The organism is Streptomyces purpureus, assembly GCF_014648195.1.
Lineage (GTDB): Bacteria > Actinomycetota > Actinomycetes > Streptomycetales > Streptomycetaceae > Streptomyces > Streptomyces purpureus.
On record NZ_BMQQ01000001.1, the window covers coordinates 257,720 to 284,167 of the forward strand.

28 protein-coding genes are annotated in these 26,448 nt (G+C 74.2%); 14 read left to right on the plus strand and 14 right to left on the minus strand.

The features are described from left to right. A partial coding sequence (locus IEZ01_RS34585; protein WP_229832569.1) for a tyrosinase family protein occupies nucleotides 1-374 on the plus strand: 374 nt, incomplete at its 5' end. 48 nt (nucleotides 375-422) lie between these two features. Here the strand turns inward: IEZ01_RS34585 and IEZ01_RS01155 are convergent. Further along, nucleotides 423-1,442 (minus strand): MsnO8 family LLM class oxidoreductase, encoded by a 1,020-nt coding sequence (locus tag IEZ01_RS01155; RefSeq protein ID WP_019890878.1) that lies wholly within the window; start codon nucleotides 1,440-1,442, stop codon nucleotides 423-425. Between the two features lie 62 nt (nucleotides 1,443-1,504). Here IEZ01_RS01155 and IEZ01_RS01160 point away from each other — a divergent pair, with 62 nt between their 5' ends. Continuing rightward, nucleotides 1,505-1,993 carry a phosphatase domain-containing protein gene (locus tag IEZ01_RS01160; protein WP_019890879.1) on the plus strand — a complete coding sequence of 163 codons (489 nt, stop codon included), beginning with the start codon at nucleotides 1,505-1,507 and terminating at the stop codon, nucleotides 1,991-1,993. A 138-nt stretch (nucleotides 1,994-2,131) separates the two neighbouring features. Here the strand turns inward: IEZ01_RS01160 and IEZ01_RS01165 are convergent, their stop codons facing one another. Then, nucleotides 2,132-2,347 carry a dodecin gene (locus IEZ01_RS01165; RefSeq protein WP_019890880.1) on the minus strand — a complete coding sequence of 72 codons (216 nt, stop codon included), beginning with the start codon at nucleotides 2,345-2,347 and terminating at the stop codon, nucleotides 2,132-2,134. Between the two features lie 203 nt (nucleotides 2,348-2,550). Here IEZ01_RS01165 and IEZ01_RS01170 point away from each other — a divergent pair, with 203 nt between their 5' ends. From IEZ01_RS01170 to IEZ01_RS01180, 3 genes are all read left to right on the plus strand, one after another. Beyond that, nucleotides 2,551-3,801, plus strand: coding sequence for an extracellular solute-binding protein (locus IEZ01_RS01170; RefSeq protein ID WP_019890881.1), 1,251 nt, complete (start codon nucleotides 2,551-2,553; stop codon nucleotides 3,799-3,801). A 173-nt stretch (nucleotides 3,802-3,974) separates the two neighbouring features. After that, the gene (locus tag IEZ01_RS01175; protein WP_019890883.1) at nucleotides 3,975-4,751 is read left to right on the plus strand and encodes a GNAT family N-acetyltransferase; all 777 of its coding nucleotides are present in this window, start codon (nucleotides 3,975-3,977) and stop codon (nucleotides 4,749-4,751) included. Next, on the plus strand, nucleotides 4,748-5,644 hold the full coding sequence (locus IEZ01_RS01180; protein WP_019890884.1) for a lysophospholipid acyltransferase family protein: 897 nt from the start codon (nucleotides 4,748-4,750) through the stop codon (nucleotides 5,642-5,644). Before IEZ01_RS01175 ends, IEZ01_RS01180 begins: the two co-directional genes overlap by 4 nt. Here IEZ01_RS01180 and egtD read toward each other — a convergent pair. From egtD to egtA, 4 genes are read right to left on the minus strand one after another with little or no spacing between them, the layout of a single operon-like run. Next, the gene (egtD, locus tag IEZ01_RS01185; protein ID WP_019890885.1) at nucleotides 5,539-6,504 is read right to left on the minus strand and encodes an L-histidine N(alpha)-methyltransferase; all 966 of its coding nucleotides are present in this window, start codon (nucleotides 6,502-6,504) and stop codon (nucleotides 5,539-5,541) included. The two genes, IEZ01_RS01180 and egtD, sit on opposite strands and share 106 nt — an antisense overlap. Beyond that, complete coding sequence (gene egtC / locus IEZ01_RS01190; RefSeq protein WP_019890886.1) at nucleotides 6,501-7,256, minus strand: ergothioneine biosynthesis protein EgtC; 756 nt, start codon at nucleotides 7,254-7,256, stop codon at nucleotides 6,501-6,503. Before egtC ends, egtD begins: the two co-directional genes overlap by 4 nt. Next, the gene (gene egtB, locus IEZ01_RS01195) at nucleotides 7,256-8,566 is read right to left on the minus strand and encodes an ergothioneine biosynthesis protein EgtB (protein WP_019890887.1); all 1,311 of its coding nucleotides are present in this window, start codon (nucleotides 8,564-8,566) and stop codon (nucleotides 7,256-7,258) included. The genes egtC and egtB overlap by 1 nt, the downstream gene beginning before the upstream one ends. After that, complete coding sequence (gene egtA / locus IEZ01_RS01200) at nucleotides 8,563-9,840, minus strand: ergothioneine biosynthesis glutamate--cysteine ligase EgtA (protein WP_019890888.1); 1,278 nt, start codon at nucleotides 9,838-9,840, stop codon at nucleotides 8,563-8,565. Before egtA ends, egtB begins: the two co-directional genes overlap by 4 nt. A 181-nt stretch (nucleotides 9,841-10,021) precedes the next feature. Here egtA and IEZ01_RS01205 point away from each other — a divergent pair, with 181 nt between their 5' ends. The 5 genes from IEZ01_RS01205 (at nucleotide 10,022) to IEZ01_RS01225 (ending at nucleotide 15,093) form a co-directional block, all read left to right on the plus strand. After that, nucleotides 10,022-10,843, plus strand: coding sequence for a TIGR02452 family protein (locus tag IEZ01_RS01205; protein WP_028798187.1), 822 nt, complete (start codon nucleotides 10,022-10,024; stop codon nucleotides 10,841-10,843). Nucleotides 10,844-10,974: 131 nt separating this feature from the next. Further along, nucleotides 10,975-12,147 (plus strand): mandelate racemase/muconate lactonizing enzyme family protein, encoded by a 1,173-nt coding sequence (locus IEZ01_RS01210; RefSeq protein WP_158685727.1) that lies wholly within the window; start codon nucleotides 10,975-10,977, stop codon nucleotides 12,145-12,147. 229 nt (nucleotides 12,148-12,376) lie between these two features. Continuing rightward, nucleotides 12,377-13,453, plus strand: a complete 1,077-nt coding sequence (locus IEZ01_RS01215; RefSeq protein WP_229832571.1) for a LacI family DNA-binding transcriptional regulator — start codon at nucleotides 12,377-12,379, stop codon at nucleotides 13,451-13,453. 66 nt (nucleotides 13,454-13,519) lie between these two features. Continuing rightward, nucleotides 13,520-13,789, plus strand: a complete 270-nt coding sequence (locus IEZ01_RS01220) for a hypothetical protein (RefSeq protein ID WP_028798188.1) — start codon at nucleotides 13,520-13,522, stop codon at nucleotides 13,787-13,789. Between the two features lie 116 nt (nucleotides 13,790-13,905). Next, nucleotides 13,906-15,093: a thiolase family protein gene (locus IEZ01_RS01225; protein WP_189199341.1), complete on the plus strand. Its 1,188-nt coding sequence runs from the start codon at nucleotides 13,906-13,908 to the stop codon at nucleotides 15,091-15,093. Nucleotides 15,094-15,267: 174 nt separating this feature from the next. Here IEZ01_RS01225 and trxA read toward each other — a convergent pair whose 3' ends face one another. Then, nucleotides 15,268-15,654: a thioredoxin gene (gene trxA, locus IEZ01_RS01230; RefSeq protein ID WP_019890896.1), complete on the minus strand. Its 387-nt coding sequence runs from the start codon at nucleotides 15,652-15,654 to the stop codon at nucleotides 15,268-15,270. 127 nt (nucleotides 15,655-15,781) lie between these two features. Between trxA and IEZ01_RS01235 the strand changes: the two genes are divergently transcribed. Continuing rightward, on the plus strand, nucleotides 15,782-17,218 hold the full coding sequence (locus IEZ01_RS01235; protein ID WP_028798189.1) for a dihydrolipoyl dehydrogenase family protein: 1,437 nt from the start codon (nucleotides 15,782-15,784) through the stop codon (nucleotides 17,216-17,218). A gap of 203 nt (nucleotides 17,219-17,421) precedes the next feature. After that, a complete protein-coding gene (locus tag IEZ01_RS01240) occupies nucleotides 17,422-17,721 on the plus strand; it encodes a DUF1876 domain-containing protein (protein WP_019890898.1) in 300 nt (99 codons plus the stop codon). 75 nt (nucleotides 17,722-17,796) lie between these two features. Here IEZ01_RS01240 and IEZ01_RS01245 read toward each other — a convergent pair whose 3' ends face one another. The 5 genes from IEZ01_RS01245 to IEZ01_RS01260 form a co-directional block, all read right to left on the minus strand. After that, nucleotides 17,797-19,041: a cytochrome P450 gene (locus tag IEZ01_RS01245; RefSeq protein WP_019890900.1), complete on the minus strand. Its 1,245-nt coding sequence runs from the start codon at nucleotides 19,039-19,041 to the stop codon at nucleotides 17,797-17,799. 146 nt (nucleotides 19,042-19,187) lie between these two features. Continuing rightward, nucleotides 19,188-19,322 carry a DUF6841 family protein gene (locus IEZ01_RS35570; protein WP_019890901.1) on the minus strand — a complete coding sequence of 45 codons (135 nt, stop codon included), beginning with the start codon at nucleotides 19,320-19,322 and terminating at the stop codon, nucleotides 19,188-19,190. Beyond that, on the minus strand, nucleotides 19,315-20,415 hold the full coding sequence (locus IEZ01_RS01250) for an enoyl-CoA hydratase/isomerase family protein (protein ID WP_019890902.1): 1,101 nt from the start codon (nucleotides 20,413-20,415) through the stop codon (nucleotides 19,315-19,317). The genes IEZ01_RS35570 and IEZ01_RS01250 overlap by 8 nt, the downstream gene beginning before the upstream one ends. Nucleotides 20,416-20,548: 133 nt before the next feature. Beyond that, nucleotides 20,549-21,379: a hypothetical protein gene (locus tag IEZ01_RS01255; RefSeq protein ID WP_189199343.1), complete on the minus strand. Its 831-nt coding sequence runs from the start codon at nucleotides 21,377-21,379 to the stop codon at nucleotides 20,549-20,551. A 374-nt stretch (nucleotides 21,380-21,753) separates the two neighbouring features. Then, a complete protein-coding gene (locus IEZ01_RS01260; RefSeq protein ID WP_019890905.1) occupies nucleotides 21,754-22,320 on the minus strand; it encodes a hypothetical protein in 567 nt (188 codons plus the stop codon). A gap of 205 nt (nucleotides 22,321-22,525) precedes the next feature. Here IEZ01_RS01260 and IEZ01_RS01265 point away from each other — a divergent pair, with 205 nt between their 5' ends. Continuing rightward, nucleotides 22,526-23,395 carry an alpha/beta fold hydrolase gene (locus IEZ01_RS01265; RefSeq protein ID WP_189199345.1) on the plus strand — a complete coding sequence of 290 codons (870 nt, stop codon included), beginning with the start codon at nucleotides 22,526-22,528 and terminating at the stop codon, nucleotides 23,393-23,395. Between the two features lie 317 nt (nucleotides 23,396-23,712). Here the strand turns inward: IEZ01_RS01265 and IEZ01_RS01270 are convergent, their stop codons facing one another. Beyond that, on the minus strand, nucleotides 23,713-25,056 hold the full coding sequence (locus IEZ01_RS01270; RefSeq protein WP_019890907.1) for a phosphoribosyltransferase family protein: 1,344 nt from the start codon (nucleotides 25,054-25,056) through the stop codon (nucleotides 23,713-23,715). Between the two features lie 99 nt (nucleotides 25,057-25,155). On the opposite strand from IEZ01_RS01270, the gene IEZ01_RS01275 reads away from it, so the two are divergent. Further along, nucleotides 25,156-25,989, plus strand: coding sequence for an HAD-IIA family hydrolase (locus IEZ01_RS01275; protein ID WP_189199347.1), 834 nt, complete (start codon nucleotides 25,156-25,158; stop codon nucleotides 25,987-25,989). A gap of 7 nt (nucleotides 25,990-25,996) precedes the next feature. Here IEZ01_RS01275 and IEZ01_RS01280 read toward each other — a convergent pair whose 3' ends face one another. Then, the gene (locus tag IEZ01_RS01280; RefSeq protein ID WP_019890909.1) at nucleotides 25,997-26,365 is read right to left on the minus strand and encodes a tetratricopeptide repeat protein; all 369 of its coding nucleotides are present in this window, start codon (nucleotides 26,363-26,365) and stop codon (nucleotides 25,997-25,999) included. Between the last annotated feature and the right edge of the window lie 83 nt (nucleotides 26,366-26,448).

Consider the following 26,448-nt stretch of genomic DNA (forward strand, 5'->3'; position numbering starts at 1 on the left):
CCCGCGCCGAGGTGGACACCGTCCTCGCCATGTCCACGTACGACACGGCGCCCTGGAACAGCTCCTCCGAGGGCTTCCGCAACCACCTCGAAGGCTGGCGCGGCGTCAATCTGCACAACCGCGTCCACGTCTGGGTCGGCGGCCAGATGGCCACCGGTGTCTCCCCGAACGACCCAGTGTTCTGGCTGCACCACGCGTTCATCGACAAGCTGTGGGCCGACTGGCAGGCCCGCCACCCCGACTCGACGTATCTCCCGGCCGCGGGCACCCCGAACGTCGTCGACCTCAACGACACCATGCGGCCCTGGAACGACGTGACCCCCGCCGACATGCTCGACCACACCAAGCACTACACCTTCGACACGGCCGCCTAGTCACGGCCGCGGCCCGGTCCCCGCGCACGGGGGCCGGGCCCGCTCAGATCAGGCGTGGGCACCGGTCAGCCCGGTGATCCGGGCGAGCCGGCGGTACGAGTCGAGCAGCGCCGCCCGGTCGTACGTACTGGTCGTCACCAGCAGCTCCTGCGCGCCGGTCTCCTTCACCACCCGCTCCAGCGCGTCCCGCACCTGCTCCTCGGTGCCGTGGACATGGCCGCGCAGCCCGCCCTCGAAGTACCCCCGCTCCTTCGCCGTCATCGTCAGCGCCGCGATCTCCTCGGGTGAGGCGAGCGGCGGGAAGGAGCCACGGGTGCGCGAGCACGCCAGCGACCACGCCTCCGGCACCAGCAGCCGCCGGGCTTCCTCCTCGCTCTCCGCGACCGCGACCGTGCCCGACACCACCACATACGGCTCCGCCGCCCACACCGAGGGCGTGAACAGCTCGCGGTAGCGCTCGACGGCCGCCAGCAGCTTCTCCCGGCCGCGCAGGTCGCCGATCACCAGCGGCAGGCCCGCCGCGGCCGCGACGGCCGCCCCCTCGCCGGTGGCCAGCACGAACGGCGGCACCCGCAGCCCCTCCGCCGGGCGGGCGTGCACCTGCGGATGGGCGCTCTGCTCACCGGTGAACCAGCCCAGCAGCTCCGCCAGCTGCCCGGCGAAGTCGCCCGCGTCCCGCTTGTCCCGGCCCAGCGCCCGCCGGATCCCGTCCGTGAACCCCACCGAGCGGCCGAGCCCCATGTCGATCCGCCCCGGGAACAACGCCTCAAGCACCCCGAACTGTTCGGCCACCACCAGCGGTTGGTGGTTCGGCAGCATCACCCCGCCCGTACCGACCCGGATCCGTGACGTCGCCGCGGCGACCGCCGCCGCGAGGACCGTCGGCGCGGACCCCGCCACCCCCGGCACGCTGTGGTGCTCCGAGACCCAGAAGCGGTGGTAGCCGTACGCCTCCAGCTCCCGCGCGAGGCGGACGGTGTCCCGCAGAGCCTGCGGGCCGTCCTCGCCCGCCCGGATCCGGGAGCGGTCCAGAACGGAGATGCGGATCGAATCGCCGAGAGTGCTCACGCAGGGTTCAACGCCCACACCGCGCGAGGATTCCCGCGGCGCCGATTGCCTAGGCTGGACCCGTGACGCGCGACAACAGGCCACTGGCCGTATTCGACCTGGACGGAACCCTCTCGAACTCGGCGCACCGCCAGCACTTCCTGGAGCGCTCACCGCGCGACTGGGACGCCTTCTTCGCCGCGGCGCCCGATGACCCGCCGCTACCCAGGGGCGTGACGCTCTGCCTGGCCGCGGCGGAGGAGTGCGAGGTGCTCTACCTGACCGGCAGGCCGGAGCGCTGCCGCCAGGACACCGTGGACTGGCTGGCCGCCCAAGGCCTGCCCGAGGGCCGCATCCACATGCGGCGCAACCACGACCGGCGGCCCGCCCGGCACACCAAGATGGACATCCTGCGCCGCCTCGCCCGGGACCGGGAGGTCCGCATGCTCGTCGACGACGACGAACTGGTCTGCGACGCGGCCGAGCAGGCCGGCTTCCGGGTCGTACGGGCCCGCTGGGGCGCCGCCTCGCAGGAGCTCCGGGACGCCCAGGAGAAGGAGGGCCGCACCTGACGTCGGCGCGGGCGGTGCGCAGGGCCGGGGCGGCGGCTCCGACCTCTAAGGCACCCGGCCCGTGCGATGGCGCCGGAGGGCAAGGGCACCCGGCCGGTGCGCGGTGGCATCGGCCTCAAGGACACCCCAGCAGGTCCGCTACTCGGTGTCTTCGATGCGGAAGCCGACCTTGAGGCCCACCTGGTAGTGCCCGATCTTCCCCTCGGCCAGATGGCCGCGGACCTCGGTCACCTCGAACCAGTCCAGGCCCCGGGTGGTCTGCGCGGCCCGGGCGATGCCGTTGCGGATGGCCTGGTCGACGCCTTCGTGGGAGGTGCCCACGATCTCGATGACGCGGTAGGTGTGCTGGGACATGTCCGTCCGCCTCTCTGATCTGGTCCCCTCCACCGTGCCCCACGCGGCCCCGGTCCGCGATCCGGGAGATCCCGTCGCGGCCGGGGCTTGACCCTCCACTTGGTCCATACCAAAATCCAGGCCACAAGCCCGTGCGAACGCACCGTTCGTCCCCCCACGTCGGGTCTGTTCTCCCATGCTGAAACGCAGAAGGTGACCCACACGTGAAGAACCGCTTGCCCGTCTGTGCCCTCGCGCTCCTGTCCGCCGCCGCGCTCACCGGCTGCGGGCTCGTGCCGGGCGGCGGGACCGCCACCCGCACGGTCGACGTCTGGCTGATGAAGGACAGCGTCACCGACGACTTCCTCCAGCGGTTCACCCGGGAGTACGAGGACGAGCACCCCTCGGTGAAGCTCAGGTTCACCTTCCAGGAGTGGACCGGCATCGGCAAGAAGGTCACCGCCGCCCTCCAGGGCGAGGGCGGACCCGACGTCATCGAGGTCGGCAACACCCAGGTCGCCCAGTACGCCGAGACCCAGCGGCTCTTCGACCTGACCCTGGAGTCCGTACGCGACCTCGGCCACGAGGAATGGCTGCCCGGACTCGCCCAGCCCGGCAGCGTCGACGGCATCCAGTACGGCATACCGTGGTACGCGGCCAACCGGGTGGTCGTCTACCGCAAGGACCTCTACGCCGAGGCCGGCATCACCGGCCCCGCCAAGACCCGCGCGCAGTGGCTGAAGGACACCGAGAAGCTCAACAGGGGCGGCACCCAGGGCATCTACCTCGCCGGGCAGGACTGGTACACCCTCGCCGGATTCATCTGGGAGGAGGGCGGCGACCTCGCCGTCGACAAGGGCGGCGAGTGGACCGGCGCGCTGGACAGCCCGGCAGCCCTGAAGGGAATGGAGTTCTACAAGGAACTCCAGGCGCTCGGCTCCGGCCCCAAGGACGCCGACGAGCAGACCCCGCCGCAGTCCGACGTCTTCGCCACCGGCAAGGTCGCCCAGATCATCTCCACCCCCGGCGCCGCCGCCCTCATTCACAAGGCCAACCCCGAACTCAAGGGCAAGCTCGGCTTCTTCCCCGTGCCCGGCAAGAAGGCCGGCCAGCCCTGCGCCGTCTTCACCGGCGGCTCCGACCTGATCATCCCGAAGAACGCGCCCGACCGCGGCGCCGCCATCGAGGTCGTCAAGGCGCTGGCCGGCGAGAAGTGGCAGTCCGACCTCGCCCGTACGATGAGCTACGTCCCCAACAAGACCTCCCTCGCCTCCGCCGTCGGCGGCGACGAGGCCACCGCCGCGATGGCCGCAGGCGCCGCCCGGGGCCGGGCCACCCCCAACTCCCCGCAGTGGGCGGAGGTGGAGGCCGACAACCCGATAAAGCAGTACATGACGGCCGTGCTCCAGGGCCGTGATCCCGAGCTCGCCGCCCAGGCCGCCTCCCAGAAGATCACCGCGGCGCTCGGCCGCTGACCCCGGCCGTCATCGGCACCCACGTCGGGAATCCCGGCATTCAGCGTTCGCACATCCACGGTCCCCCGGCCCGTCATGTCGAATCCAGCCGGTCACGGAAGAAGTAAGGAGCCGGGCCGCCCCACCCCGCGGCCCGGCCTCCAGACCTTCCGTCCGCCGGAGGAGACCGACACATGTCCGCACCGACCGCCGCCCTCGTCGCACCGCCCACCGAAGCCCTGCCCCGATACACGGTCTCCCTCGCCCACGACCAGGAGGAGGTCAGGGCGGCGCAGCGGCTGCGCCACCTGGTCTTCGCCGGGGAGCTCGGCGCCCGTCTCGACGGACCCGAACCCGGCATCGACTCCGACGCCTTCGACGCGTACTGCGACCACATCCTGGTCCGCGAGGAGGCCACCGGCGAGATCGTCGGCACCTACCGGGTGCTGCCGCCCGACCGGGCCCGGATCGCCGGACGCCTCTACTCCGAGAGCGAGTTCGACCTCACCCGGCTCGCCCCCATCCGCGACGACCTCGTCGAGGTCGGCCGCTCCTGCGTCCACCCCGCCCACCGCAACGGCGCCGTCATCGCCCTCATCTGGGCCGGCCTCGCCCGCTACATGACCAGCACGGGCCACACCTGGCTGGCCGGCTGCTGCTCGATACCGCTCGGCGACGGAGGCGCGCTCGCCGCCGCCACCTGGGACACCGTCAAGGCCAAGCACCTCGCGCCCGAGGAGTACTGGGTCACCCCGCACAAACTCTGGTCCCCCGAGGGCATCACCCGCCCCACGGGCCGCACCGATCTGCCGCCCCTGCTCCGCGGCTACCTCCGCCTCGGCGCCTGGATCTGCGGAGCCCCCGCCCACGACCCCGACTTCGGCGTCGCCGACCTGTACGTCCTGCTCTCCCTGCGCCGCACCAACCCGCGCTACCTGCGGCACTTCCTCTCCCTCGCCCCCGTCGCATGAGCCTCTGGCTGCCCACCGCCCCCTGCACCCCCGCCGGCTGCGCCGCGCACCGGGGGACCAAGGGGCGGGGAGCCACCGCCGGCCGGCTGGCCGCCGGGATCATCGCCGTCCTCGCCGGGGTGCTCCTGGCCCCCCTGACCGCCCTCCTTCCGGCCGCCGGGCGCCGCCGCCTGACCCGTCTGTGGGCGCGGTGGGTCCTGCGCGCCTTCGGGGTACGGATCCGGGTGACCGGGGTGCCGCCCGCCACCGGCGGGCCGCTGCTCGTGGTCGCCAACCACATCTCGTGGCTCGACATCCCGCTCGTCGCCGCCGTCCTGCCCGGCCGGATGCTCGCCAAGACCGAGGTCCGCCACTGGCCTGTGCTCGGCCCGCTCGCCGCCCGCGGCGGCACCCTCTTCCTCGACCGGGACCGGCTGCGGGCCCTGCCCGGCACCGTCCGGCAGATCGCCGACGCCCTCACCGGCGGCGCCCGCGTGATCGTCTTCCCCGAGGGCTCCACCTGGTGCGGACGGGCGCAGGGCCGCTTCCGGCCCGCCACGTTCCAGGCCGCGCTCGACGCGTCCGCCACCGTCCAGCCCGTACGGATCTCCTACGCGCCCACCGGACCCGCCGCGTTCGTCGGCGACGACCCGCTCACCGCCTCGCTGTGGCGGATCGCCGCAACGGGCGCGATCACCGCCGAGATCAGGATCCTGCCCCCGATCCCGGTCGGCCGTCACCCCGACCGCCGGTCACTGGCCCGGGCCGCCCAGCACGCCGTGGGCGGGGACGGCCCGGACCTGGTGCCTCAGCGGGCCGTCGCCAGCGACAGCGCGAACCGCCCGGCCGTATCCGTCCACCAGTGCGTCAGCTCCAGCTGGGCCGCCGCCAGCTCGGCCCGTACGCCGTCCTGACGGAACTTCGCCGACACCTCCGTCCGCATCTCCTCACCCGCCGCGAACTGCACCGCGAGATCCAGCTCCGGGATCTTCACCGTCACCTCGGCGCGGGCCCGCAGCCGCATCTCGATCCACTCCCGCTCCGCGTCCCAGACCGCCACATGCGCGAAGTCGTCCGGATCGAAGTCCGCGCCCAGCTCCCGGTCGATGACCGACAGGACGTTCTTGTTGAACGCGGCCGTCACCCCGGCCGCGTCGTCGTAGGCGGCGACGAGCGTCTCCTCGTCCTTGACCAGGTCCGTGCCGAGCAGCAGCGAGTCGCCCGGCGTCAGCATGGCCCGTACGGAGCCGAGGAACGCCGCCCGCTCCTGCGGCAGCAGATTGCCGATCGTGCCGCCGAGGAACGCCACCAGCCGCGGCCCCGGCGTCCCCGGCAGCACCAGACCCCGGGTGAAGTCGGCGACCAGCGCGTGCACATGCAGCCCAGGCCGGTCGGCGATCAGCACCTCGGCGGCCCCGCGCAGCGCGCTCTCGCTCACGTCCACCGGCACATAGCTGTCCAGCTCCGGCAGGAGCGCGTCGATCAGGAAACGGGTCTTCTCCGACGAGCCCGAACCGAGCTCCACCAGCGTCCGCGCCCCGGTCGCGGCCGCGACCAGCGGTGCGCGGGCGATGATGATCTCCCGCTCGGCGCGCGTCGGGTAGTACTCCGGCAGCCGCGTGATCTCCTCGAACAGCTCGCTGCCGCGCTCGTCGTAGAACCACTTGGGCGGCAGCTCCTTGGGGGTGCGGGTCAGCCCGTGGAGCACGTCGGCGCGCAGCTCCGCGCCGACGGCGTCCTCCGGCAGGGTGCGGGTCAGCAGGAACGGGCTCACGCGTCGATCTCCTTGAGCGGGTGCAGGGACACATCGGTACGGGTGGCTGCCAGCAGGCTCAGCGGCGGTACCTCCCGCCACCCCGGATCCTCGTCGTACGGCTCCGAGGCGACGACCACCCGCTCGCCGGGCCCGGCGAGGAACCACAGGGAGTCGCCCCAGGTGGTGGCGGTCACCGTCCGGCCGTCGGTGAGGAGCAGATTGAGCCGGGACCCGGGCGCCAGCGCGGCCACCTCCAGGACCGTCGCCGCCAGCGCCCGCCCCGCCTCCTCGCCCTCCCGCAGCCGCCGCAGCACCAGCGCCCACACGAGCGCCGAGTCGCAGCGCGCCTCGAGGGACAGCAGCTCCTGCGGGGGCAGGCCGCTTGCCAGCGGCCCCATGGACCGCGGCCAGCCGTGGACCGCGCCGTTGTGGCTGAACAGCCACGGCCCGTCGGCGTACGGCGCGGCCGCCGCCTCACCGTCCGCGCCGGGCTCCGTGGCGTCCCGTACGGCGGCCAGCAGCGCGCCGCTGCGCACCACCCGCGCCAGATCGGTGAAGGAAAGGTCGGCCCAGATCGGCCCGGCCCTGCGGTAGCGGGCGGGCACCGGATCGCCCTCGGCGTACCACCCCACCCCGAACCCGTCGGCGTTCACCACACCGGACGCCTGCCGGCGCGGCTCCCACGCCTGCCGGTACAGCGAGTGCCCGGGCTCCATCAGCAGCTCACGGAGGGCCGTCGGCGGCCCCAGGAAGGCAAGGTGACGGCACATCAGACATCCTCCGCGTCTCGGGCGGTACGGAAGCCGGAGAAGATCTGGCGGCGCACCGGCAGGTCCCAGTTGCGGAACGTTCCCCGGCAGGCCACCGGGTCGACGGCGAACGACCCGCCGCGCAGCACCTTGTGCGCGCTGCCGAAGAACACCTCCGAGTACTCGCGGTACGGGAAGGCCACGAACCCCGGGTACGGCAGGAAGTCGCTGGACGTCCACTCCCACACGTCCCCGATCAGCTGCCGCACCCCCAGCGGCGACGCCCCGGCCGGATACGCCCCCGCGGGCGCCGGCCGCAGATGCCGCTGCCCGAGGTTGGCGTGGTCCTCGGTGGGGTCCGCGTCGCCCCACGGGTAGCGCAGCGAACGCCCGGCGACCGGATCGTGCCGGGCCGCCTTCTCCCACTCGGCCTCCGACGGCAGCCGCCGGCCCGCCCAGCGGGCGTAGGCGTCGGCCTCGTACCAGCTGACGTGCAGCACCGGCTCGTTGGCCGGTACGGGCTCGGTCACCCCGAAGCGGCGGCGCAGCCACTGCCCGCCCTCCCGCCGCCAGAACAGCGGCGCGGTGAGGGAGTGCCGCCGCACCTGCTCCCAGCCCTCGGGCGCCCACCAGCGCTCGTCCGTGTACCCGCCGTCGTCGATGAAGCGCATGTACGCGCCGTTGGTGACGGGCACGGTGTCGATGAAGAACGCCGGGACGAACCGCGCGTGGGCCGGGCGTTCGTTGTCCAGCGCCCACGGCTCTGCGGAGGTGCCCATGGTGAACGGCCCGCCCGGGACCCGTACTTCGGCCGGCAGCCCCGACAGGTCGGGGGCGGCCGGCGGCTTGGGCGCCGACAGCGCGGCCGGCCCCTTGCGTAGCTGATGGGTGATCAACATCGTCTCGTCATGCTGCTGTTCGTGCTGGGCGATCATCCCGAAGGCGAAGGCCGCGTCCGTCAGCCGCCGCCCTTCCAGCTCCACCCCCTCCAGGATGTCCAGGACCCGGCCGCGGACGTCCAGGGCGTAGGCGCGGGCCTCGGCGGGGGAGAGCAGCGGCAGCGTGGGGCGTAGCGCACGGGGATGCTCGAACGCGTCGTAGACGGAGTCGATCTCGGGGCGCAGCGCGTCGCGCCCGCCGACCGCCCGCCACAGCCACTGCTCCTCCTGGTTGCCGATGTGGGCAAGGTCCCACACCAGCGGGGACATCAGCGGCGAGTGCTGGGCGGTCAGGTCACGGTCGTCGACGCAGTCGGTGAGCACCGCCGTACGGGCACGGGCGGCGGTCAGGGCGTCGAGCGCCCGCCCCCGCAGCTTCTCCGGATCGGTCATCGGCCGGTGTCCTTCCCGGGTGCGGGCGGATGGGGGGTGTCGGCCGGGCAGCGGCCCGGCACGACATGACGCTCGTGGAACGCGGCCACCCGCGCCTGGACCGCGTCCGTCGCGCCGAGGCGGGGCAGCGCCTCCAGGGCGAGCTCGAAGGCGGTGACGGCCGCCGCGTGCAGATCCGGATCGGTCAGCGCGTCCCGCGCGGCGCTCTCCCACAGCGGGTTGCGCGGGGCGGGCAGCGAACCGGCCGTCTCCGCCAGCGGTTTGACGGCCCGGTAGACGCTCTCCGTGGCCGCCGGGTCCTCGAACAGCGCGGTGGTCACCGCCAGCGGCACGATCCAGCCGTCGTCGCCCGGCTGCGCGTCGATCATGCGCAGCTCCAGATGGCCGCGGGGACGTACGGGCGGGAAGAGCGTGGTGCGGTGGTAGGCGAGGTCGGCGGCGGTCGGGGGCCTGCGCCGCCCGTCGCGCAGCCACTCCCGGAACGTCAGTCCCTCCGGCACCTCCCAGGGCCCTTCGGAGGCCCGCACACACATCACGGGGGCGTCCAGCACATGGGCGGCCCAGGCGGCCCGCGGCTCCTGGAACGGCGGCGGCGCCAGGCCCCGCACGGGGTCGATGTCGGTCCACAGCGCCTGCCGCATCGACCGCCAGCCGCTGCGGCGCCCGCCGTGCACCGGCGAGTTCGCGAAGGCCGCCACCAGCACGGCGCCCAGCAGATGCGCCAGCTGCCAGCGGCGCCCGTAGCCGAGCGGCCCCGGCTCCTCGTGCCCGGCGTCCAGGCATATCTGCACCGAGGCGGATTCGCACATCATGGCCCGGCCCGAGGGGCCGCTGCGGTTCAGGGCCTCCTCCATGGCGTCGTAGCGCGGCTCGCGCAGCAGGCGGCGGCGGGGCGCGTGCCAGGGCTCCACACCATGACCGGCCAGGGCGAGGCCGTGCGGGCGCAGTGCCGTGCGGACCGCCGTGAGGTCGGCCGACACGGTGTCCACGCACTCCATCAGGGACATGGCGGGCGGTGAGCTGAGCTCCAGCTGACCGCCGGGTTCGAAGGTGAGGGCCGAGCGCAGGGGCACGGAACGAAGGCCGCCGAAGGCCTCCTCCAGGCGCCGGCCGGAGACGGCGAGCCGCGGATCACGCAGCTCGTGGACGAGCCACTCCACCTCCACGCCGACCGTCCGGGGCGGGCCCGTCTTGAAGCAGATACATCGCAACAGATCCTCGGCTTCGTCCTCGGTGAGCGGCGGGCCGCCCTCGTCGGTATCGCTGGGCGACATGATTCGGATCCTCCTGTCGAAGGCGCTGAATCCACCTAAGGCCACAGCAGCCACCCGCACAAGTGCGCCCCCACGGCGCCCGCCGTCACCACCCATCACGCCGTGTGACACCGCCGTGGCCTGGGCAAACACCGGGAAAATCCCTGGCGGCGAAGAGGAATGCGCCGTCATGATCACGGGTATGAGTGCACGACTGCGCGCCATCGCCCACGACACCGAGAAGATCGTCGCGGCGGGCCGCTACACCACACCCGACGGCCAGGACGTGGACCTGCGCGCCGCGCTGGACACCGCCCTGGCCGGGACCCGGATGTACGGCCCCGAGCCGCTCCCGGTCACCCCCGACACCGACCGTACGACCCTCGTCGAGGTCACCCCCGAGACCACCACCGAGGCCACCCGGCGGCTCACCTCCGCCGCTCCCGGCCCCGTGGCCGCCCTGAACTTCGCCTCCGCCCGCAACCCCGGCGGCGGCTACCTCAACGGCGCGCAGGCCCAGGAGGAGGCCGTCTGCCGGTCCTCCGCGCTGTACGCCGCCCTGCTGCGCGCCCCGGAGTACTACGACCACCACCGCGCCGACCGGGACCCGTTCTACTCCGACCGGGTCATCCACTCGCCCGGCGTGCCGGTCTTCCGCGACGACAAGGGACGCCTCCTCGCCTCCCCGTACACCGTCGGCTTCCTGACCTCGCCCGCGCCCAACGCCGGGGTGATACGGCGCCGCACCCCGGAGCGGGCGGGCGGCATCCGGCCCGCCCTGGACGCGCGGGCCGAGCGGGTCCTGGAGACGGCCGTGACCGGCGGCTACCGCCGCCTCGTCCTCGGCGCCTGGGGCTGCGGCGTCTTCCAGAACGACCCGGCCGACGTGGCGGACGCCTTCCGGGCCCTGCTCACGGGCGAGGGGCGGTTCGCGGCCCACTTCGACGAGGTCGTTTTCGCGGTCCTGGACCGCACGCCCGCACAGACCACGCTGGGCGCGTTCCGGGCCGCGTTCGCGGCCTGACCATGTCCGCACGGCGGCCGTACGGCGTCCGCACGGCAACCGTGCGATGACACAGGCACGTTCGTGCAATGTGACATACATGCCCCCGGCCGCTTGCGCCGCATTCCGCGCCGGTCGGTTAATTTCCGGCATTGAACGACAGCGGCGGGGCGACAGGGGAGGGCATGGGCGGCGAGACCTGGGAGCTGTTCCGGATCGCGGTCGGCGTGCGCGCGGAGTGGCTGGTGCTGCGGCTGCGTGCCGACGGGGCGGCGGGCGTGTACGGGTACGGGGAGTGCTCGGACGCCGGGCCCCTGGCGAAGGTGGTCGCCGTACTCGACGCCGCCGTCCGGAGGGGCGCCCGCGTCCAGCGGCCGGCCGGCCTGCGGGACGCCCTCGCCGCCCTCCACGACGCCGAGTTCGGGGAGGCGCCCGACCGCCGCACCGAGCCGAGCTTCGCAGGCGTCACCGTCGCCGGCGGGATGGCGCAGGCCCGTACCGACCTCGCCGCCCGGCTCGACGGTGTCCCCCTGTGGTCCTGGATGGGCGGCGCCCCGCCCGCGCCCGTCGAGCTGTACGCCAACCTCAACCGCACCCCCGGCGGCAGCACTCCGCGGGAGGTCGCCGCCACCGCCGAACGCGCCCTCGCCGATGGGTTCGGCGCACTGAAGGTCGCCCCCTTCGACGCGCCCGGCGACCGGCCGCTGCCCGAACTGGGCCTGGCCCGGCTGCACGCCGTACGTCAGGCCGTCGGCGGCGGGGTCCGCCTCATGGCCGACGCCCACGAACGGCTCACCTTCGACGAACTCGTCCCTCTCCTCGGCCCGTTGAGCGAGCTCGGGCTGCACTGGCTGGAGGACGCGGTGTGCATCGGCCGCCCCAGGGAACTGGCCCGACTGCGGGCCAGGACCGCGATCCCGCTCGCGGGCGGCGAGTTCGCCTGCGACCCGGCCGACGTGTGGAACGTGGACGGCCTGATCGACGTCCTGCTGCCGGACGTCAAGCACGCCGGCGGCACCCTGGAGGCGGCCCGCCTGGCCGCCGCCGGCACGGCCCGGATCTCCGTCCACAACCCCACCGGGCCGGTCGCCACCCTCCACTCCGCCCACCTCAGTTCGGTCTGCGGCGCCGCCGAACCGATGGAGTACGCCTACGGGCCGACCGCCTGGCGCTCCGACCTCGTGCGCGGGGCGGAACGGGTCGAACGCGGCCGTCTCACCCTCCCCGACGCCCCCGGCACCGGACTGGAGCTCGACACCGCGCACCCCTCGGTCACCCGCGTCTGGAGCGGCCGCATGGAGGCGCACCGGCCCGCACGGCGGTGACGGAGGATCAGATCCAGCCTTCCAGCGCGGCCATGAACCCGGCGAAGTCGTCCCGGTGGATCGTATGGCCCGCGCCCAGGACCTAACGGGGAGGCCGGGGGGGCGAGGGGGACGCGGCCGGGAACCGTCTTGGACGCGACAGGCGTGACACGTGTAAGCGCTTGTAGCGCTCGAATCAGGCCATCCGCCAGACCCTGGCCCGGACGGGTCTGGAAAGATGCCGAGGGCGATGAGCGAGACACCCCACCCGAGCCCCCGTCCGCCCCGCCCGGCCACCGGAAGCTCCGCCGGGCGTGCCGTGCGGTCCGCCGAGCGTCCGGTCCCGACCAGCGCCGATGTCGCGCGACTTGCCGGCGTCTCCCGGGCCACCGTCTCCTACGTGCTCAACAACACCTCGGCCGTGCGCATCAGCGAGCCCACCCGCCGCCGCGTCCGGGAGGCCGCCGAGGAGCTCGGCTACGTGCCGCACGCGGCCGCCCGCAGCCTGCGCGCCGGGCACAGCCGCATGGTGCTGCTGCCCACCTCGCGCGTCCCCGTCGGCCCTCTCTACAGCCGCTTCCTCAACGAGCTGCAGTGGGCGCTGCGCCGCCTGGACTACACCGTCGTGCAGTACGGCAGCCTCGGCCTCGACGGCGAGGAGGCGGCCCGCGCCTGGGCCGAACTGCGCCCCGTCGCGGTCCTCTCCCTCGGCGAGGCCGACCTCACCCCGCACGGCGTGGAGGTCCTCAAGCGCTCCGGCGCGAAGGCCGTCATCACCCTCGGCCCCCAGCGCGTCGAGGGCGCCCACTCGCTGGTCATGGACCAGCGAGAGGTCGGCGGCTGCGCGGCCCGGCATCTGATCGAGCGTGGCCAGCGCAGGATCGGCGTGGTGGTCCCCGAGGAGCCGGGCCTGGAGATGTTCTCCGGGCCCCGGCTGGAGGGCGCGCGCCGCGCCGCCGCCGGTACGGGCGCGGTGATCGAGCCGCTCCCGCTCGCCTACGAGGAGGAGCCGGCGGCCCGGCTCGCGGCCGCCTGGCGTGAGCGCGGCCTCGACGCGGTGTACGCCTACAACGACGAGTACGCGATGCTCCTCATGCGCGCCCTCCAGGACGCGGGCGTGGACGTCCCGTGCGAGACGGCCGTGATCGGCTCGGACGACCTGCTGCTCGGCAGGCTGCTGCGGCCCCGCCTGAGCACCGTCCAGATCGACCTGGTCACCGGGCGGCACCTGGCCGAGCTGGTGGACCGCGTCGTACGCGACCCCGACGGGACGCCGGAGCGGCACGACCTGATGGGTGCGCGGGCGATCCACCGCGAGTCCAGCTGAGCCCGGTGCCTCCCGCGGCGCCGCCCCGGCGCGCGTACGGCCCCGGCACGACTTAGCGTCACGTACATGAGCACTGTGCCCAAGCGCTTCGAGATCCTGCTGGTGCCCGAGCACGTGGAGGACCGCGGTGACGCCTCCGTGCGTGACAGCGCCATCCGCTCGGCGGTCGTCGAGCTGACCGGCGAGATGGGTGCCTCCGGCTATCCGCGGTACGCGGGCCACGGCATCGTCGCCGACATCGACCCGGCCACCCGGACCGTGGAGGCGCTGCTCGTGGACGGCTCGGAGCTGGACTACGGCCTGACGGCGCTGGTCTGGGACCTCTCGCGCGGGTGAGACGGCGGCGGTCCTCGTACCGTTGACAGGCGGGGCCGCCCGGCGGAGACTCGGGCGACGCCAGTTCCGAACGATAGTTCACCAGGCGAACGCCGGGTGAATGTGGGAGAGATCCGATGAGCATCCGCGACGTGTACATCGTCGACGCCGTCCGCACCCCGATCGGAAAGTTCGGCGGCGCCCTCTCCTCCGTACGCCCGGACGACCTCGCCGCCCACGTGGTCAGGGCCCTCGTCGACCGTACCCCGCAGCTCGACCCGGCCCGCATCGACGACGTGTACTTCGGCGACGCCAACGGCGCCGGGGAGGACAACCGCGACGTGGCCCGGATGGCGGTCCTCCTCGCCGGCCTGCCCACCTCCGTGCCCGGCGTCACCGTCAACCGGCTCTGCGGCTCGGGCCTCGAAGCCGTCATCCAGGCCGCCCGGGCCATCGCCCTGGGCGATGCGACCGTGGCGGTCGCCGGCGGCGTCGAATCGATGTCCCGCGCGCCCTGGGTGCTGCAGAAGCCCGAGCGGGCCTTCCCCGCGGGCCACCAGCAGATGTACTCGACCACGCTGGGCTGGCGCATGACCAACCCCGCCATGCCGCCCGAGTGGACGGTCTCCCTCGGCGAGGGCGCCGAACTCGTCGCCGACAAGCACGCCGTCACCCGCGAACAGCAGGACGCCTTCGCCCTCGCCAGCCACCGCAAGGCCGCCGAGGCGTGGGACAAGGGGCTGTACGACCCCGAGGTCGTCCCCTACCCGGGCGTGGAGCCGGCGCGGGACGAGTGCATCCGCGACTCCACGTCGATGGAGGCCCTGGCCAAGCTGAAGCCGTCGTTCCGCGCCGACGGGGGCACGGTCACCGCCGGCAACGCCTCGCCCCTCAACGACGGCGCCGCGGCCCTGCTGCTCGTCGACGACGAGGGCATGCGGGCCTGCGGCCGCGAGCCGCTCGCCCGGATCCGCGCCTCCGCCGTCACCGGCATCGAGCCGCAGCTCTTCGGCCTCGGACCGGTCGAGGCGGTCCGCCGCGCACTGGACAAGTCCGGCCGCACGTTCGCCGACCTGACCACCTTCGAACTCAACGAGGCGTTCGCCGCCCAGTCGTTGGGCTGCCTCGCGGAATGGCCCGAGCTGGACCCGGCGGTCGTCAACCCGCGCGGCGGGGCCATCGCCATCGGCCATCCGCTCGGTGCCTCGGGCGCCCGGCTGGCCGGCTCCGTCGCCCACCAGCTGGCGGCGGCGGGTTCGGGCACGGGCCTGGCGGCGCTGTGCATCGGCGTCGGCCAGGGACTGGCGCTCGTCCTGGAGCGCTGAACGAAGCCGCTGAGCGCGGCTGCCGAACGCGGACGCAGGGACGGGCGCGCGCTGTTCGTCGCGAACGCCGCGCCGCTCGCGGGACGTGGGCGGCGGGTGTCCAGCGCCTGTGTGTCCGGCTGTACCGACGGGGCGGCGGGCCGCCCACGCCAGGTGGGGGCCCGCCCTCGGCCCTCAGCTCGCGGCGGCGTCGCCCTCGGCCTGCTTGGCGGCCTCGACGGACTTGCGGACCTCGTCCATGTCCAGCTTGCGGGCCTGCCCGATGACGTCCTCCAGCGCGGCCTCGGGCAGCGCCCCGGGCTGCGCGAACACCGCGATGTTGTCGCGGACGATCATCAGCGTGGGGATCGAGCGGATCTCGAACGCGGCGGCGAGCTCCTGCTGCGCCTCGGTGTCGACCTTGGCGAAGACCAGATCGTCGTGGCGCTCGGACGCCTGCTCGAAGACAGGGGCGAACTGACGGCACGGACCGCACCAGGAAGCCCAGAAATCGATGAGAACGAATTCGTTCCCGCTGACGATCTCATCGAAATTGTCCTTGGTGAGCTCGACAGTGCTCATGCTTCCTACCTCTTCCCGGTCGTCATCGACTCGCCCCGCTCAACGGCGCACACGGCCCCGCTATTCCGGACGTCCTCTCCGCATGCCCCCATGGCAGGCGGTCACACCTGCCTCCAGACTGTCGGGTATGACACGAGCCGTGGAAGTGGAATATGACGTAGTCGTCCTGGGTGCGGGGCCGACCGGGGAAAACGTGGCCGACCGGACCCGCGCCGCCGGTCTGAGCACGGCCGTGGTGGAGAGCGAACTGGTCGGCGGCGAATGCTCCTACTGGGCGTGCATCCCCAGCAAGGCACTGCTGCGCCCGGCCCTCGCCCGCGCCGACGCCCGCCGGGTCCCCGGGCTGCGCCGGTCCGTGGGAGGCCCGCTCGACACCGAGGCGGTCCTCGCCCACCGCGACCACTTCACCGGCGACTGGAAGGACGACGGCCAGGTCTCCTGGCTGGAGTCCGTCGGCGCCCGGATCCACCGCGGTCACGGCCGCCTCGACGGCCCCCGCCGGGTCACCGTCACCGGCCCCGAGGGTGAACACCACGTCCTGACCGCCCGCCACGCCGTCGCCGTGTGCACCGGCACCCGCGCCGCCCTGCCCGAACTCCCCGGCCTCACCGGCGCGAAACCCTGGACCAGCCGCGAGGCCACCAGCTCCCACCGCGTCCCCGGCAGCCTGGCCGTGATCGGCGGCGGAGTGGTCGCCACGGAGATGGCGACCGCCTGGCAGGCGCTGGGCGCGCGGGTCACGGTCCTCGTACGCGGCGGGGGCCTGCTGCCCCGGATGGAACCGTTCGTCGGCGAACACGTGGCCGCCGCCCTCACCGAGGCCGGCGCCGACATCCGTACGGACACAGCCGTCGCCGCGGTCGTCCGCGACGGCGGCACCGGCCCGCTCACCGTGGTCCTGGAAGGCGGCGACCACATCGACGCCGACGAACTCCTCGTCGCCACCGGCCGCGCGCCCCGCACCGACGACATCGGCCTGGAGAGCGTCGGCCTGGAACCGGGGTCCTGGCTGCCCGTGGACGAGACCCTGCGGGTGACGGGCAGCGACTGGCTCTACGCCGTCGGCGACGTCAACCACCGCGCCCTCATGACCCACCAGGGCAAGTACCAGGCCCGCGTCGCGGGCGCAGCCATCGCGGCCCGCGCCCGCGGCACCGCCCCGCTGGAGACCGGCCCCTGGGGCGCCCACTCCGCCACCGCCGACCACTCCGCCGTCCCCCAGGTCGTCTTCACCGATCCGGAGGCGGCGGCGGTCGGCCTCACCCTCGCCGAGGCCCAGAAGCAGGGCCGCCGGGTCCGCGCCGTCGACTACGACCTCGGGAACGTCTCGGGCGCGGGCCTGTACGCCGACGGCTACCGCGGCCACGCCCGCATGATCGTCGACGAGGACCGCCGCACCCTCCTCGGCGCCACCTTCGTCGGCCCAGGAGTCGGCGAACTCCTCCACTCCGCGACGATCGCGGTCACCGGCGAGGTCCCCCTCGACCGCCTGTGGCACGCCGTCCCGTCCTTCCCCACGATCAGCGAGGTGTGGCTGCGGCTGCTGGAGACGTACCGCGGCTGAACGGGGACGGCGTACGAGCGCCGGCACGCGCGGGTCCGCGCGGGCCTCGCCGAGTGGCTGCCGGGGAGTTGACCGCGCCGCGGACGTGCCGTTGCCCCGGCACGGGAGGATCCTGGAACGCAGGGGAGGGGAGACGCCCCGCGTCGCCCCGGCGCGGGTAGGACAGGCGCAAGTGACGGCGGACTGCAAGGAGGCGGGCGGCCATGACACGCACCCATCAGTGGACGGTCGGCCTGAATCTGGTCGAGGAGGACGGCACCACGAAGGCACAGGCGGAACTCGACACGGGCACCTCGACGCTCACCGGCAAGGGCACCGCACGGTGCAATCCCTCCGATGTCGACATCCCCGCGATCGGCGACGAACTCGCCGCGAGCCGCGCGATGAAGGACCTCGCCACACAGCTCATGCGTGCGGCGGACCGTGACATGGAAGCGGCGGGCGCGGTGACCGCGCCCACGCAGGAGGGGACGGAGTACGGCTGGTCGGACACGGCGAAGTGAGATGAGAGCCGCCGGCCGGGGCCCGTGCACCCGGCCGGCGGCGCACCGACCGGACCCGGGGAGGCCCTCAGCGGGTCAGCGGCCCCCGGGCCCGCCGAGCGTCATACGGAAGCCACTGCGGGGCCGTGCCGGGATCCGGCGCAGCGAGATGCGCAGGTCCTGGTCGGGCACGGTGTGATCCAGGGTGGCCAGCTCCGCCGACAGCGCCTTGAGCACCGCCACGGTGATGTCCTCGCCCGGGCAGCGGTGGCCGGTGGCCGCGTCGCCGCCGCCCTGCGGGATCATCTCGTCGGCGCCCGGGGCCCGGCCGAGGAAACGGTCGGGGTGGAAGTGGTACGGATCCGGCCACAGGGCCGGATCGTGGTTGTGCCCGTAGACGTCGAGCAGGAGCATCGTGCCCTCAGGGACGGGCGTGCCCTGCCATGTGGTGTCGCGGGCGGCGAGCCCCCCGAGGAACGGCGCGAACGGGTAGAAGCGGCGCACCTCATGGGCGAAGGCGAGGGCGTACGCGGGCTCGTCGGCCAGCCGGTCGCGATGCTCCGGCCAGCGGTGCAGCGCGTGCGCGGCGAAGGTGACGAACCACGCGATCGCCACCGTCGGCCGGACCACGTTGAGGAGTTCCACGGCGGCGGTGCGGGCGTCGAGGAGCCTGCCGTCGGCGTCGCGGTGCCAGGTCACGGCCGACAGCACCGTCGGCGCGGGCCCCGGCCCGTCACCGTGCGAGCGCCGCCGGTTGACGAGCCGTTCGATCCTCCGCTGCTGGCGGAGCCGGGCCACGCGCGCCCGCAGATGGCGCGGGCCGGGCGTGGCGAAGCCGTCCACCATCGCCACCGCGTCCCGCGCCAGCCGCCGCGTCCATGCCTCGGAGAGCGCGATGCCGGCCCAGGCGGAGACGGCCCTGGCCAGCACGAGCGCGGCCTCGTCGAAGAGCACCACCGTGCCGCCGCGCGCCTCGAACGCCCGCCGCCACTCCTCCCGTACCCGCTCCACCAGCGCGGAGACCGCCTCGGCGTCGGTGAGCCGCTCCACGAACAGCGCCTTGCGCACGCGGTGGGCCTCGCCGTCCAGGGTGTGCACCGCGCCCCGCCCGAAAAGGGTGTCGAGCACCGGCCCCGGCAGCGCGTCCCGGCGCCGTACGTTCCGCTCGTCGTAGAAGAATCCGACGGCCTCGGGGCCGTGCAGGGCGACGGCCGGCCGGCCCAGCAGCCGGGTCCGCACCGGCCCGGCACCGCCGCGGCGCAGCCGGTCGGGCAGCCAGGTGTAGCCCTTGAGCAGCAGCGCCGCCGTACTGTCCCCGAGATCCGATACCAAGGCCGCCATGCACCACGCGTACCCCGGCCGGACCGGGACATCACCGCGCCGTTCCCCCGATCACCCGCCAGGGCGCGCCCGGACACGCGGGCGGCCAGGGCTCCGGCCACCTCCGCCGACCGCGCGCCGCGGGCCCCGCGCGAGCTGCGGCTTCGTCAGCCGGCCAGGATCATGGAGGCGACTGTCCGCCAGCCCGCGTCGGTCCGGGCAACCAGGTAGAGCACACGGACCCGCTGGAACTCCCGCCCCTGGCGGTCCTGGCGCGCCCAGGTCTCCGGGGCGTCAGCCAAGGGCCCCTCGGGAGTCGCCGCCGAGGCGCAGTTCCCGGTCGCCGAGCGGGGTGAAGTAGCGGGCCACGTCCGCGTCCGTGACGTCGGCGAGCGTGGGCGGCGACCAGCGCGGCCGGCGGTCCTTGTCGATCACCTGGGCGCGGATGCCCTCCACCAGGTCGGCCGAGGTGAGCGCCGCGCAGGAGACCCGGTACTCCTGCTCCAGGACTCGCTCGAGCGAACCGAGCCGGCGGGCGCGCCGCAGCGCCTCAAAGGTGACCTTGAGCGCGGTCGGGGACTTCGCGAGGACGGCGGCCGCGGCCTCCTTCGCCGCGGGCCCGCCGTGGTTCTCGAGCCGCTCGACGATCTCCTCGACGGTCCCGGCCGCGTAGCAGGCGTCGATCCACTCCCGTTGCGCCGCAAGCTCGCCCTCCGGCGCAGGGCGGGCGTACCGGGGCAGGACCTCGGCCACGGGTTCCCGCGCGAGGTCCTCGGCGAGCCGCGGCAGCAGCGCGGAGGGTACGAAGTGGTCGGCGAGGCCGCACAGCAGTGCGTCGCCGGCGCCCACCGCCGTGGCCGTCAGCGCCAGATGGGTGCCCAGCTCGCCGGGGGCGCGGGCGAGCAGGTACGTACCGCCGACGTCCGGGACGAAGCCGATTCCGGTCTCCGGCATTGCCACCCGGGAGCGTTCGGTGACGATCCGTACGCCGCCGTGGGCCGAGATCCCGACACCGCCGCCCATCACGAGGCCGTCCATCACGGCGACGTACGGCTTGGGGAAGCGGGCGATCCGCGCGTTGAGGCGGTATTCGTCGCGCCAGAAGCCGGCCGACGCCGTCCCGCCGGAGCGGGCGTCGTCATGGATGGCGCGGATGTCGCCGCCCGCGCAGAGCCCCCGCTCACCGGCGCCGGTGACGAGCACCGCCCGTACGGCCGGGTCGTCCTCCCAGGCGCTCAAGGCGTCGGCGATCCGCCGCACCATGGCGTGGGTGAGGGCGTTGAGGGCCTTGGGGCGGTTGAGGACGATGCGGCCGAGGTGTCCCTCGGTCCGCACCACCACGGTGTCCAGGGAGGAGCCCTGGGCGCCGGCCGGCGCGGGGGAGCCGCTCGTCACAGGGCACCCGCCGGGCGCCGGACCGCGATGCGTCGCATGATGTCGTCGCTTCCTTCCAGGAGCCGAGGTCCGCGGCACGGCGGACGATCACCTGGACACCGTAGGCGCCCGGCCCGGTGGCCCGACGGGCGGGCTAGCTCGCCCGCGGCCGAGGCCGCGACAGATACAGACGCGCGTAGTAACGCCCCTCGCTCTCCCGCCCCGCCGGGTCCTCACCGGCGCGCCGGACCCGCTCGACCGCGTCGGCCTGCTCCACGGAGCTGGTGAACAGCCGCTGCGGATAGGTCCAGGACGGGTCGGACTCGGTGACCAGGCCGTGCGCCTCGAAGAGTTCGGCCACGGGCCGGTAGTTGACCGTGCGGAGCACGAACGCGCAGACCCACACGGGCATGCGGGCGGCTTCGAGCAGGGCGCCGAAGGTGCGGTGTGTGATGTAGCTGCCGCCTCCGGTCAGGGTGATCAGGCCCGTCGTCGCCAGCGCGCGCCGAAGCGCCGCGCCCGGCGGTCGCTCCTCCAGGTTCTCGGCGTACGCCTCGTCGAGCAGTCCGACGTCCAGGGCGTAGCGCAGGGCGTTGCTCGCGGTGTCGAGGCCGATGACCCGGCCCGCGTCGGCGCGCCGGTGGTGCCGGTAGAACTCCTTGTCCCGGTCGACCAGTTCGGCCCGGGTCGGGCTGAGCGCCTCGGCGCCGGTGTAGTGCGCGTAGAGGTCGTCCAGGGTGAGGTCGTGGTTGAGCAGTGCGGCGTTGATCCCGTACGAACAGCAGACATCCAGGACCGTGACGGGCACGCCACCGGAGGCCGCCGACCGCTCCTCGCGGATCCGGCGGAAGACCTCCTGCGCGTGGTGCGGGATCTCGTACGCCAGCGGGCCGAGCCGCTGGAAGTAGGCGCGCGGGTCCGGCCGGTCGTAGATGTCGTCGAACCGCGTCTTGCCCGGTTCCGAGCTGCTCGCGCTTCCGCCCATGCGGGACCTCCACTCGTCGGGGACCGTCGTCCGCCGGAGGTGTATCCCACCGGTGCCGGGACCGGCCAGGGGGCCCGGACGGAACCGGACAGCCGCCCACCCTTGGACCGTATGTCCGCTTCAGGTGGAGTGTCCAGGTCTGCGTGTCGATCCCGGGGGTCGGGCGGTGTGGGCCTTGGAGTCGGGGTGGTGAGGGCCCGGGTCAGTCCGCCGCGTCCGGAACGACCGGTTCGTTTTGACCTGGGGCAGGCCGCCGGGTCCGGAACGACCGGTTCGTGAGGGCCTGGGTCAGTCCGCCGCGTCCGGAACGACCGGTTCGTTTTGACCTGGGTCAGGCCGCCGCGTCCCGGACAGCCGGTTCGTGAGGGCCCGGGTCAGACCGCCGCGTCCCGGACCACCGGCTCGCGGCGCAGCAGGCCGGGGCGGCCGTCGCTCCACGGCACGAAACCCCAGCGGCTCAGCAGCCGCGCCTGGAAGGACGCCGGACGGCTCGCGTACGCCGGCTCCATCGCCTCGTCGATCAGGCCGAGGACCGGCGCCAGCACGGCGCCCGCGGCCTCCGGCCCGCCGTCGGCGGTCGTGCCCAGGGCGGCCAGCAGCCAGTGGTCGTCGTCCGGCTGGAGGCGTACGGGATGGTGCGTGGCCGGGGTCCGCTCGGACGGGCCGATCTCGTGCAGCCGCAGCAGGGCGCGGTACTCACCCTCGTCGATGACGGCGCCCGGCGGCAGCCACACCGCCGCCGCCTCCAGCGTGCCCGCCGGGGACTCGGTGACCCACACCTCGCCGGTCTCCAGCCCGAAGTGGGCGAGGGTGAGACGCAGCTCGGGCTGCGCCTCCTCGGCGAACTGTCGCCGGCCACCGGAGAGCAGCCGGACGATGGCGTTGACGTCCTGCAGGCGCGCGCGTCGAGCCGTGGCAGGACGCGAGGAGACGAGTGGCATGAGCAGCCGTGCCTTTCGGTCGTTCCTCGTGAGGCGATCGAGGGCACCCTCGTCCGCCTCCCGTCTGTGACCCACGTTACCCATACGCCCGTAAGAGTGGTGTCGGTACGACGCCCCCGATTTTCGATGGGCCGCGTCGGCGCCCGGCGGCGACGGCGGGAAAAGGCGTCGCAGGCCGCCCCGGGGGCGTGGTCCGATCAGGCCCATGGACATCGTGACGGCCCCCGCACGCGCGGGGCGACAGGATCTGCCGGACGGAAGGATGCTGGGCTGGGCCGAGTGGGGCCCGCCCGGCGGGACGCCGGTGCTGTGCGTACCGGGCGCGGCGACCACCCGGCGCCTCGGCTTCGGCGCGACCGCCGTGGCCCGGCTCGGCGTCCGGCTGATCAGCGTCGACCGGCCCGGCCTCGGGGCCTCGACGCCCGCTCCGGGCCGTACCTTCACGGACTTCGCCGAGGACATGCGCGCCTTCGCCCGGCTGCGGGGGCTCGGCCGGCCCGCGATGGTGGGCCACTCGCAAGGGGCGCCGTTCGCGCTGGCCTGCGCCGCGGTCGGGGTGGCCGGCGCGCTGGCCGTGGTCTCGGGCGCGGACGAGGTCGCCGCGCCGCACTTCGCCGGGGCCCTGCCCGCCGAGCTGCGCGGGCTGGTGGACCTGACGGCGGCCGATCCAGGCGCCGCGGAGGAGTTGTTCGCCCGCTTCAGCCCGGATGCCATGTGGGATCTGGTGATGACGAGCAGCCCGGAGGCCGACCTCGCGGTCTACCGTGAGCCCGGCTTCGCCGCCGCGTACCGCGCCGCGCTCGCCGACGCCTTCGCCCAGGGCCCGATGGGCTACGCCCGCGACACCGTCCTCGCCATGGGCCGCTGGGGCATCGACCTGCGGTCGGTCACGGCGCCGGTGGACCTCTGGTACGGCGAACTGGACCTCACCCACTCACCCGACCAGGGCGCCGCCCTGGCCGCGCGTATCCCGGGCGCCGTACACCACCGCGTACCGCGGGCGGGCGGCGCCCTGCTGTGGACGCACGCGGAGGAGATCCTCGGCGCCCTCCTGGGCCGCCTTCCGTCGCCGTAGGCGCCCGGCCCGCGCGGACGCGGGGCGGAGCGCGGGGGTGGCCGGCGGCGGGCGGCAGCTCGGTGTCGGGACGTCGACGGCGGCCCCGGGGCGGTACGGGCCGGGGTGCCGGGCGAGAGCTGCGGCCCGATCGGATGCCGGGGATGGGCCTTGACTGCCCCGGAGCGGCACCTGCCCGGGGCCCTCGTACGCCCGTGCCGCTGCCGCTGGCGGCGCACCGCCGCTCGGCCCGGCCCTCGGGACCGCGACGGCGGCCTCGGAGTCGGTACGGGTCGGTGTCGCGGTCGCTGGCGGCGCACCGCCGCTCGGCCCGGCCCTCAGGCCCGCCCGCCTGGGGTCAGGTGGTACGTGAACCAGTCCCGCGCGAGGCGCGCGACCGCGTCCAGTGCGCCCGGCTCCTCGAAGAGGTGTGTGGCACCGGGGACGACCTCCAGCTTCTTCTCGCAGCGCAGCTCCGCCTCCGCCTGCCGGTTGAGGTCGAGGACCACGGTGTCCCGGCCGCCCACGATGAGCAGCGTCGGCGCCCGTACATCCGCGAGCGCGGGCCCGGCCAGGTCGGGGCGCCCGCCCCGGGAGACCACGGCCTTGACCGCCGCGTCCGGCGTGGCGGCGGCCCGCAGCGCGGCCGCGGCGCCGGTGCTCGCCCCGAAGTAGCCGATGGCGGCGTGCCCACGGCCGCGCAGCCAGCGTGTGGCGCCGCGCAGGCGCTCGGCGAGGGCGTCGACGGCGAAGACGTTCGCCCGGTCGGCCTCCTCGGCGGGCGTGAGCAGGTCGAACAGGAGCGTGCCGAGCCCGGCCCCGTTGAGGGCCTCGGCGACCGCCCGGTTGCGGGGGCTGTGGCGGCTGCTGCCGGAGCCGTGCGCGAACATCACCACCGCCGAGGCACCTGGCGGCAGCGTCAGGTCACCGGCCAGCCGCAGGCCGTCGCCGACGTCCACCTCGACCGGCCCGCCCACGTCCGCCGCCCCGCCGTCCTGAGCGGACTCCCGGGCCGTGTCCTGGGCCGGTTCCGGCTCCTTGGGTACCCACGCCGACGCCTCCGCGAGCAGCGCGAGCACCTCCTCGTCCTCCGTCTGGGAGAAGTCCTGGTACCACTCGCCGACGGCCCGGAACCCGGCCGGCGTCGACAGACACACCACGTCGTCGGCCGCGGGCCGCAGCCGGGTGACGGCGTCCGGCGGGGCGACCGGCGCGGCCAGCACGACCCGGGCGGCCCCCTGGGCCCGTACGACCTGGCAGGCGGCGGCGGCCGTGGCGCCCGTGGCGATGCCGTCGTCCACCACCACGACCGTACGGCCGCTCAGCGGGACCCTCTCCCTCGCCTGCCGGAACCGGCCCGCCCGGCGCTCCAGTTCGGCTTGCTCGGCCTCCTCCACGGCCATCAGATCGGCGCGGTCGCTGCCACTGCGCCGGACGATGTCGTCACTGATCACCCGTACCCCGCCCTCACCGATGGCACCGAAGGCCAGCTCACGGTGGTACGGCACTCCGAGCTTGCGCACGACGATCACATCGAGGGGGGCGCCGAGCGCGTGGGCCACTTCGAAGGCGACCGGTACCCCGCCCCTGGGCAGACCCAGGACGACGGGGTGCTCCTTCTCCAGATGCCGCAGCGCCTCGGCGAGGCGGCGGCCCGCGTCCGTCCGATCGGTGAACAGCACGGTTGTTCACCCCCAACCAGGGGAACAGACACCACGTCCACACCTACTTCGACGCAACCCCATTTGCGGTCACCGCGCAAGTCGGCAACGGTCGGTTCCATGGAGAGTACGCAGCGTGCACCATCCGAGCGGGGACCCGTCCGGGCGGTCCTGATCGACGTCGACGGCGTCCTCACGGTGTCGTGGAAGCCTCTCCCCGGGGCCGTGGAGGCGATGGAGCGGCTGCGCGCCGACGGCATGCCGCTGGCGCTGGTCACCAACACCACCTCGAAGACGCGCGCCGTCATCGCCGAGCGGCTGGCCGGCGCCGGCTTCCCGGTCGGCGCGGACGACATCCTGACCGCCCCGGCGGCCACCGCCGCCTACCTGCGGGACCACCACCCGGGCGCCCGCTGCCTCCTGATCAACACCGGGGACGTGACGGCCGACCTCGACGGCGTGCGACTCGTCGACGCGGTGGAGGCGGACGCGTCCGGCGCCGACGTGGTCGTCCTCGGCGGCGCGGGCGGCGACTTCACCTACCAGGCCCTCAACCAGGCCTTCCGGCACGTGCAGCGCGGAGCCCGGCTCGTCTCCATGCACCGCAACCTCTACTGGCGCACCGCCGAGGGGCTCGACCTCGACACGGGCGCCTTCCTGCTGGGCCTCGAACGGGCCGCCCGCGTGGAGGCCGAGATCACCGGCAAGCCCTCGGGCGCGTTCTTCGCCGCCGCCCTCGACCGGCTCGGCGCGGACCCGGCGGACGCCCTCATGGTCGGCGACGACGTCGAGTCCGACGTCCTGGCCGCCCAGCGCGCCGGCCTCACCGGCGTCCTGGTCAAGACCGGCAAGTACCTTGCCGAGGCGGTCGAGGCGGCCGACGGCACACCCGACCACGTCATCGACTCCTTCGCCGGCCTGCCGGCCCTGCTCGACCGGCTCGGCGGGGCGTGAACCGCTCTCAGGCGTCCGGGCCGGGCGGCAGCTCCCCGGACATCGCGGCGGCGAGCCGCAGATGCGGCGCGGCCTCGGCGGACCGGCCCTGCCGCTCCAGGGTGCGGCCGAGCATCAGCCGGGCGTAGTGCTCGACCGGATCACGCTCCAGGACGGCCCGCAGCTCGGTCTCGGCGCGCCCCAGCTGCGCCGAGTGGTAGTAGGCGCGGGCGAGCAGCAGCCGCGCCGCGGTCTGCTCGGGCACCTCGGCGACGAGGCCGCGCAGGATCCGTACCGCCGTGAGGTACTCCTTCGCGTCGAAGAACAGCCGCGCCCGGTCCCAGCGCTCGGCGGCCGTCCCGTGCTCGTAGTAGGTCTCGCTGCTCGTCTCGCTCACGGACGCCTCCTGACGTGTCGCTGCTGCGGGTCCGTTCTTCCGCACTGCTCAACCCACCGGCGTGATTGAACCTTCCACTACAA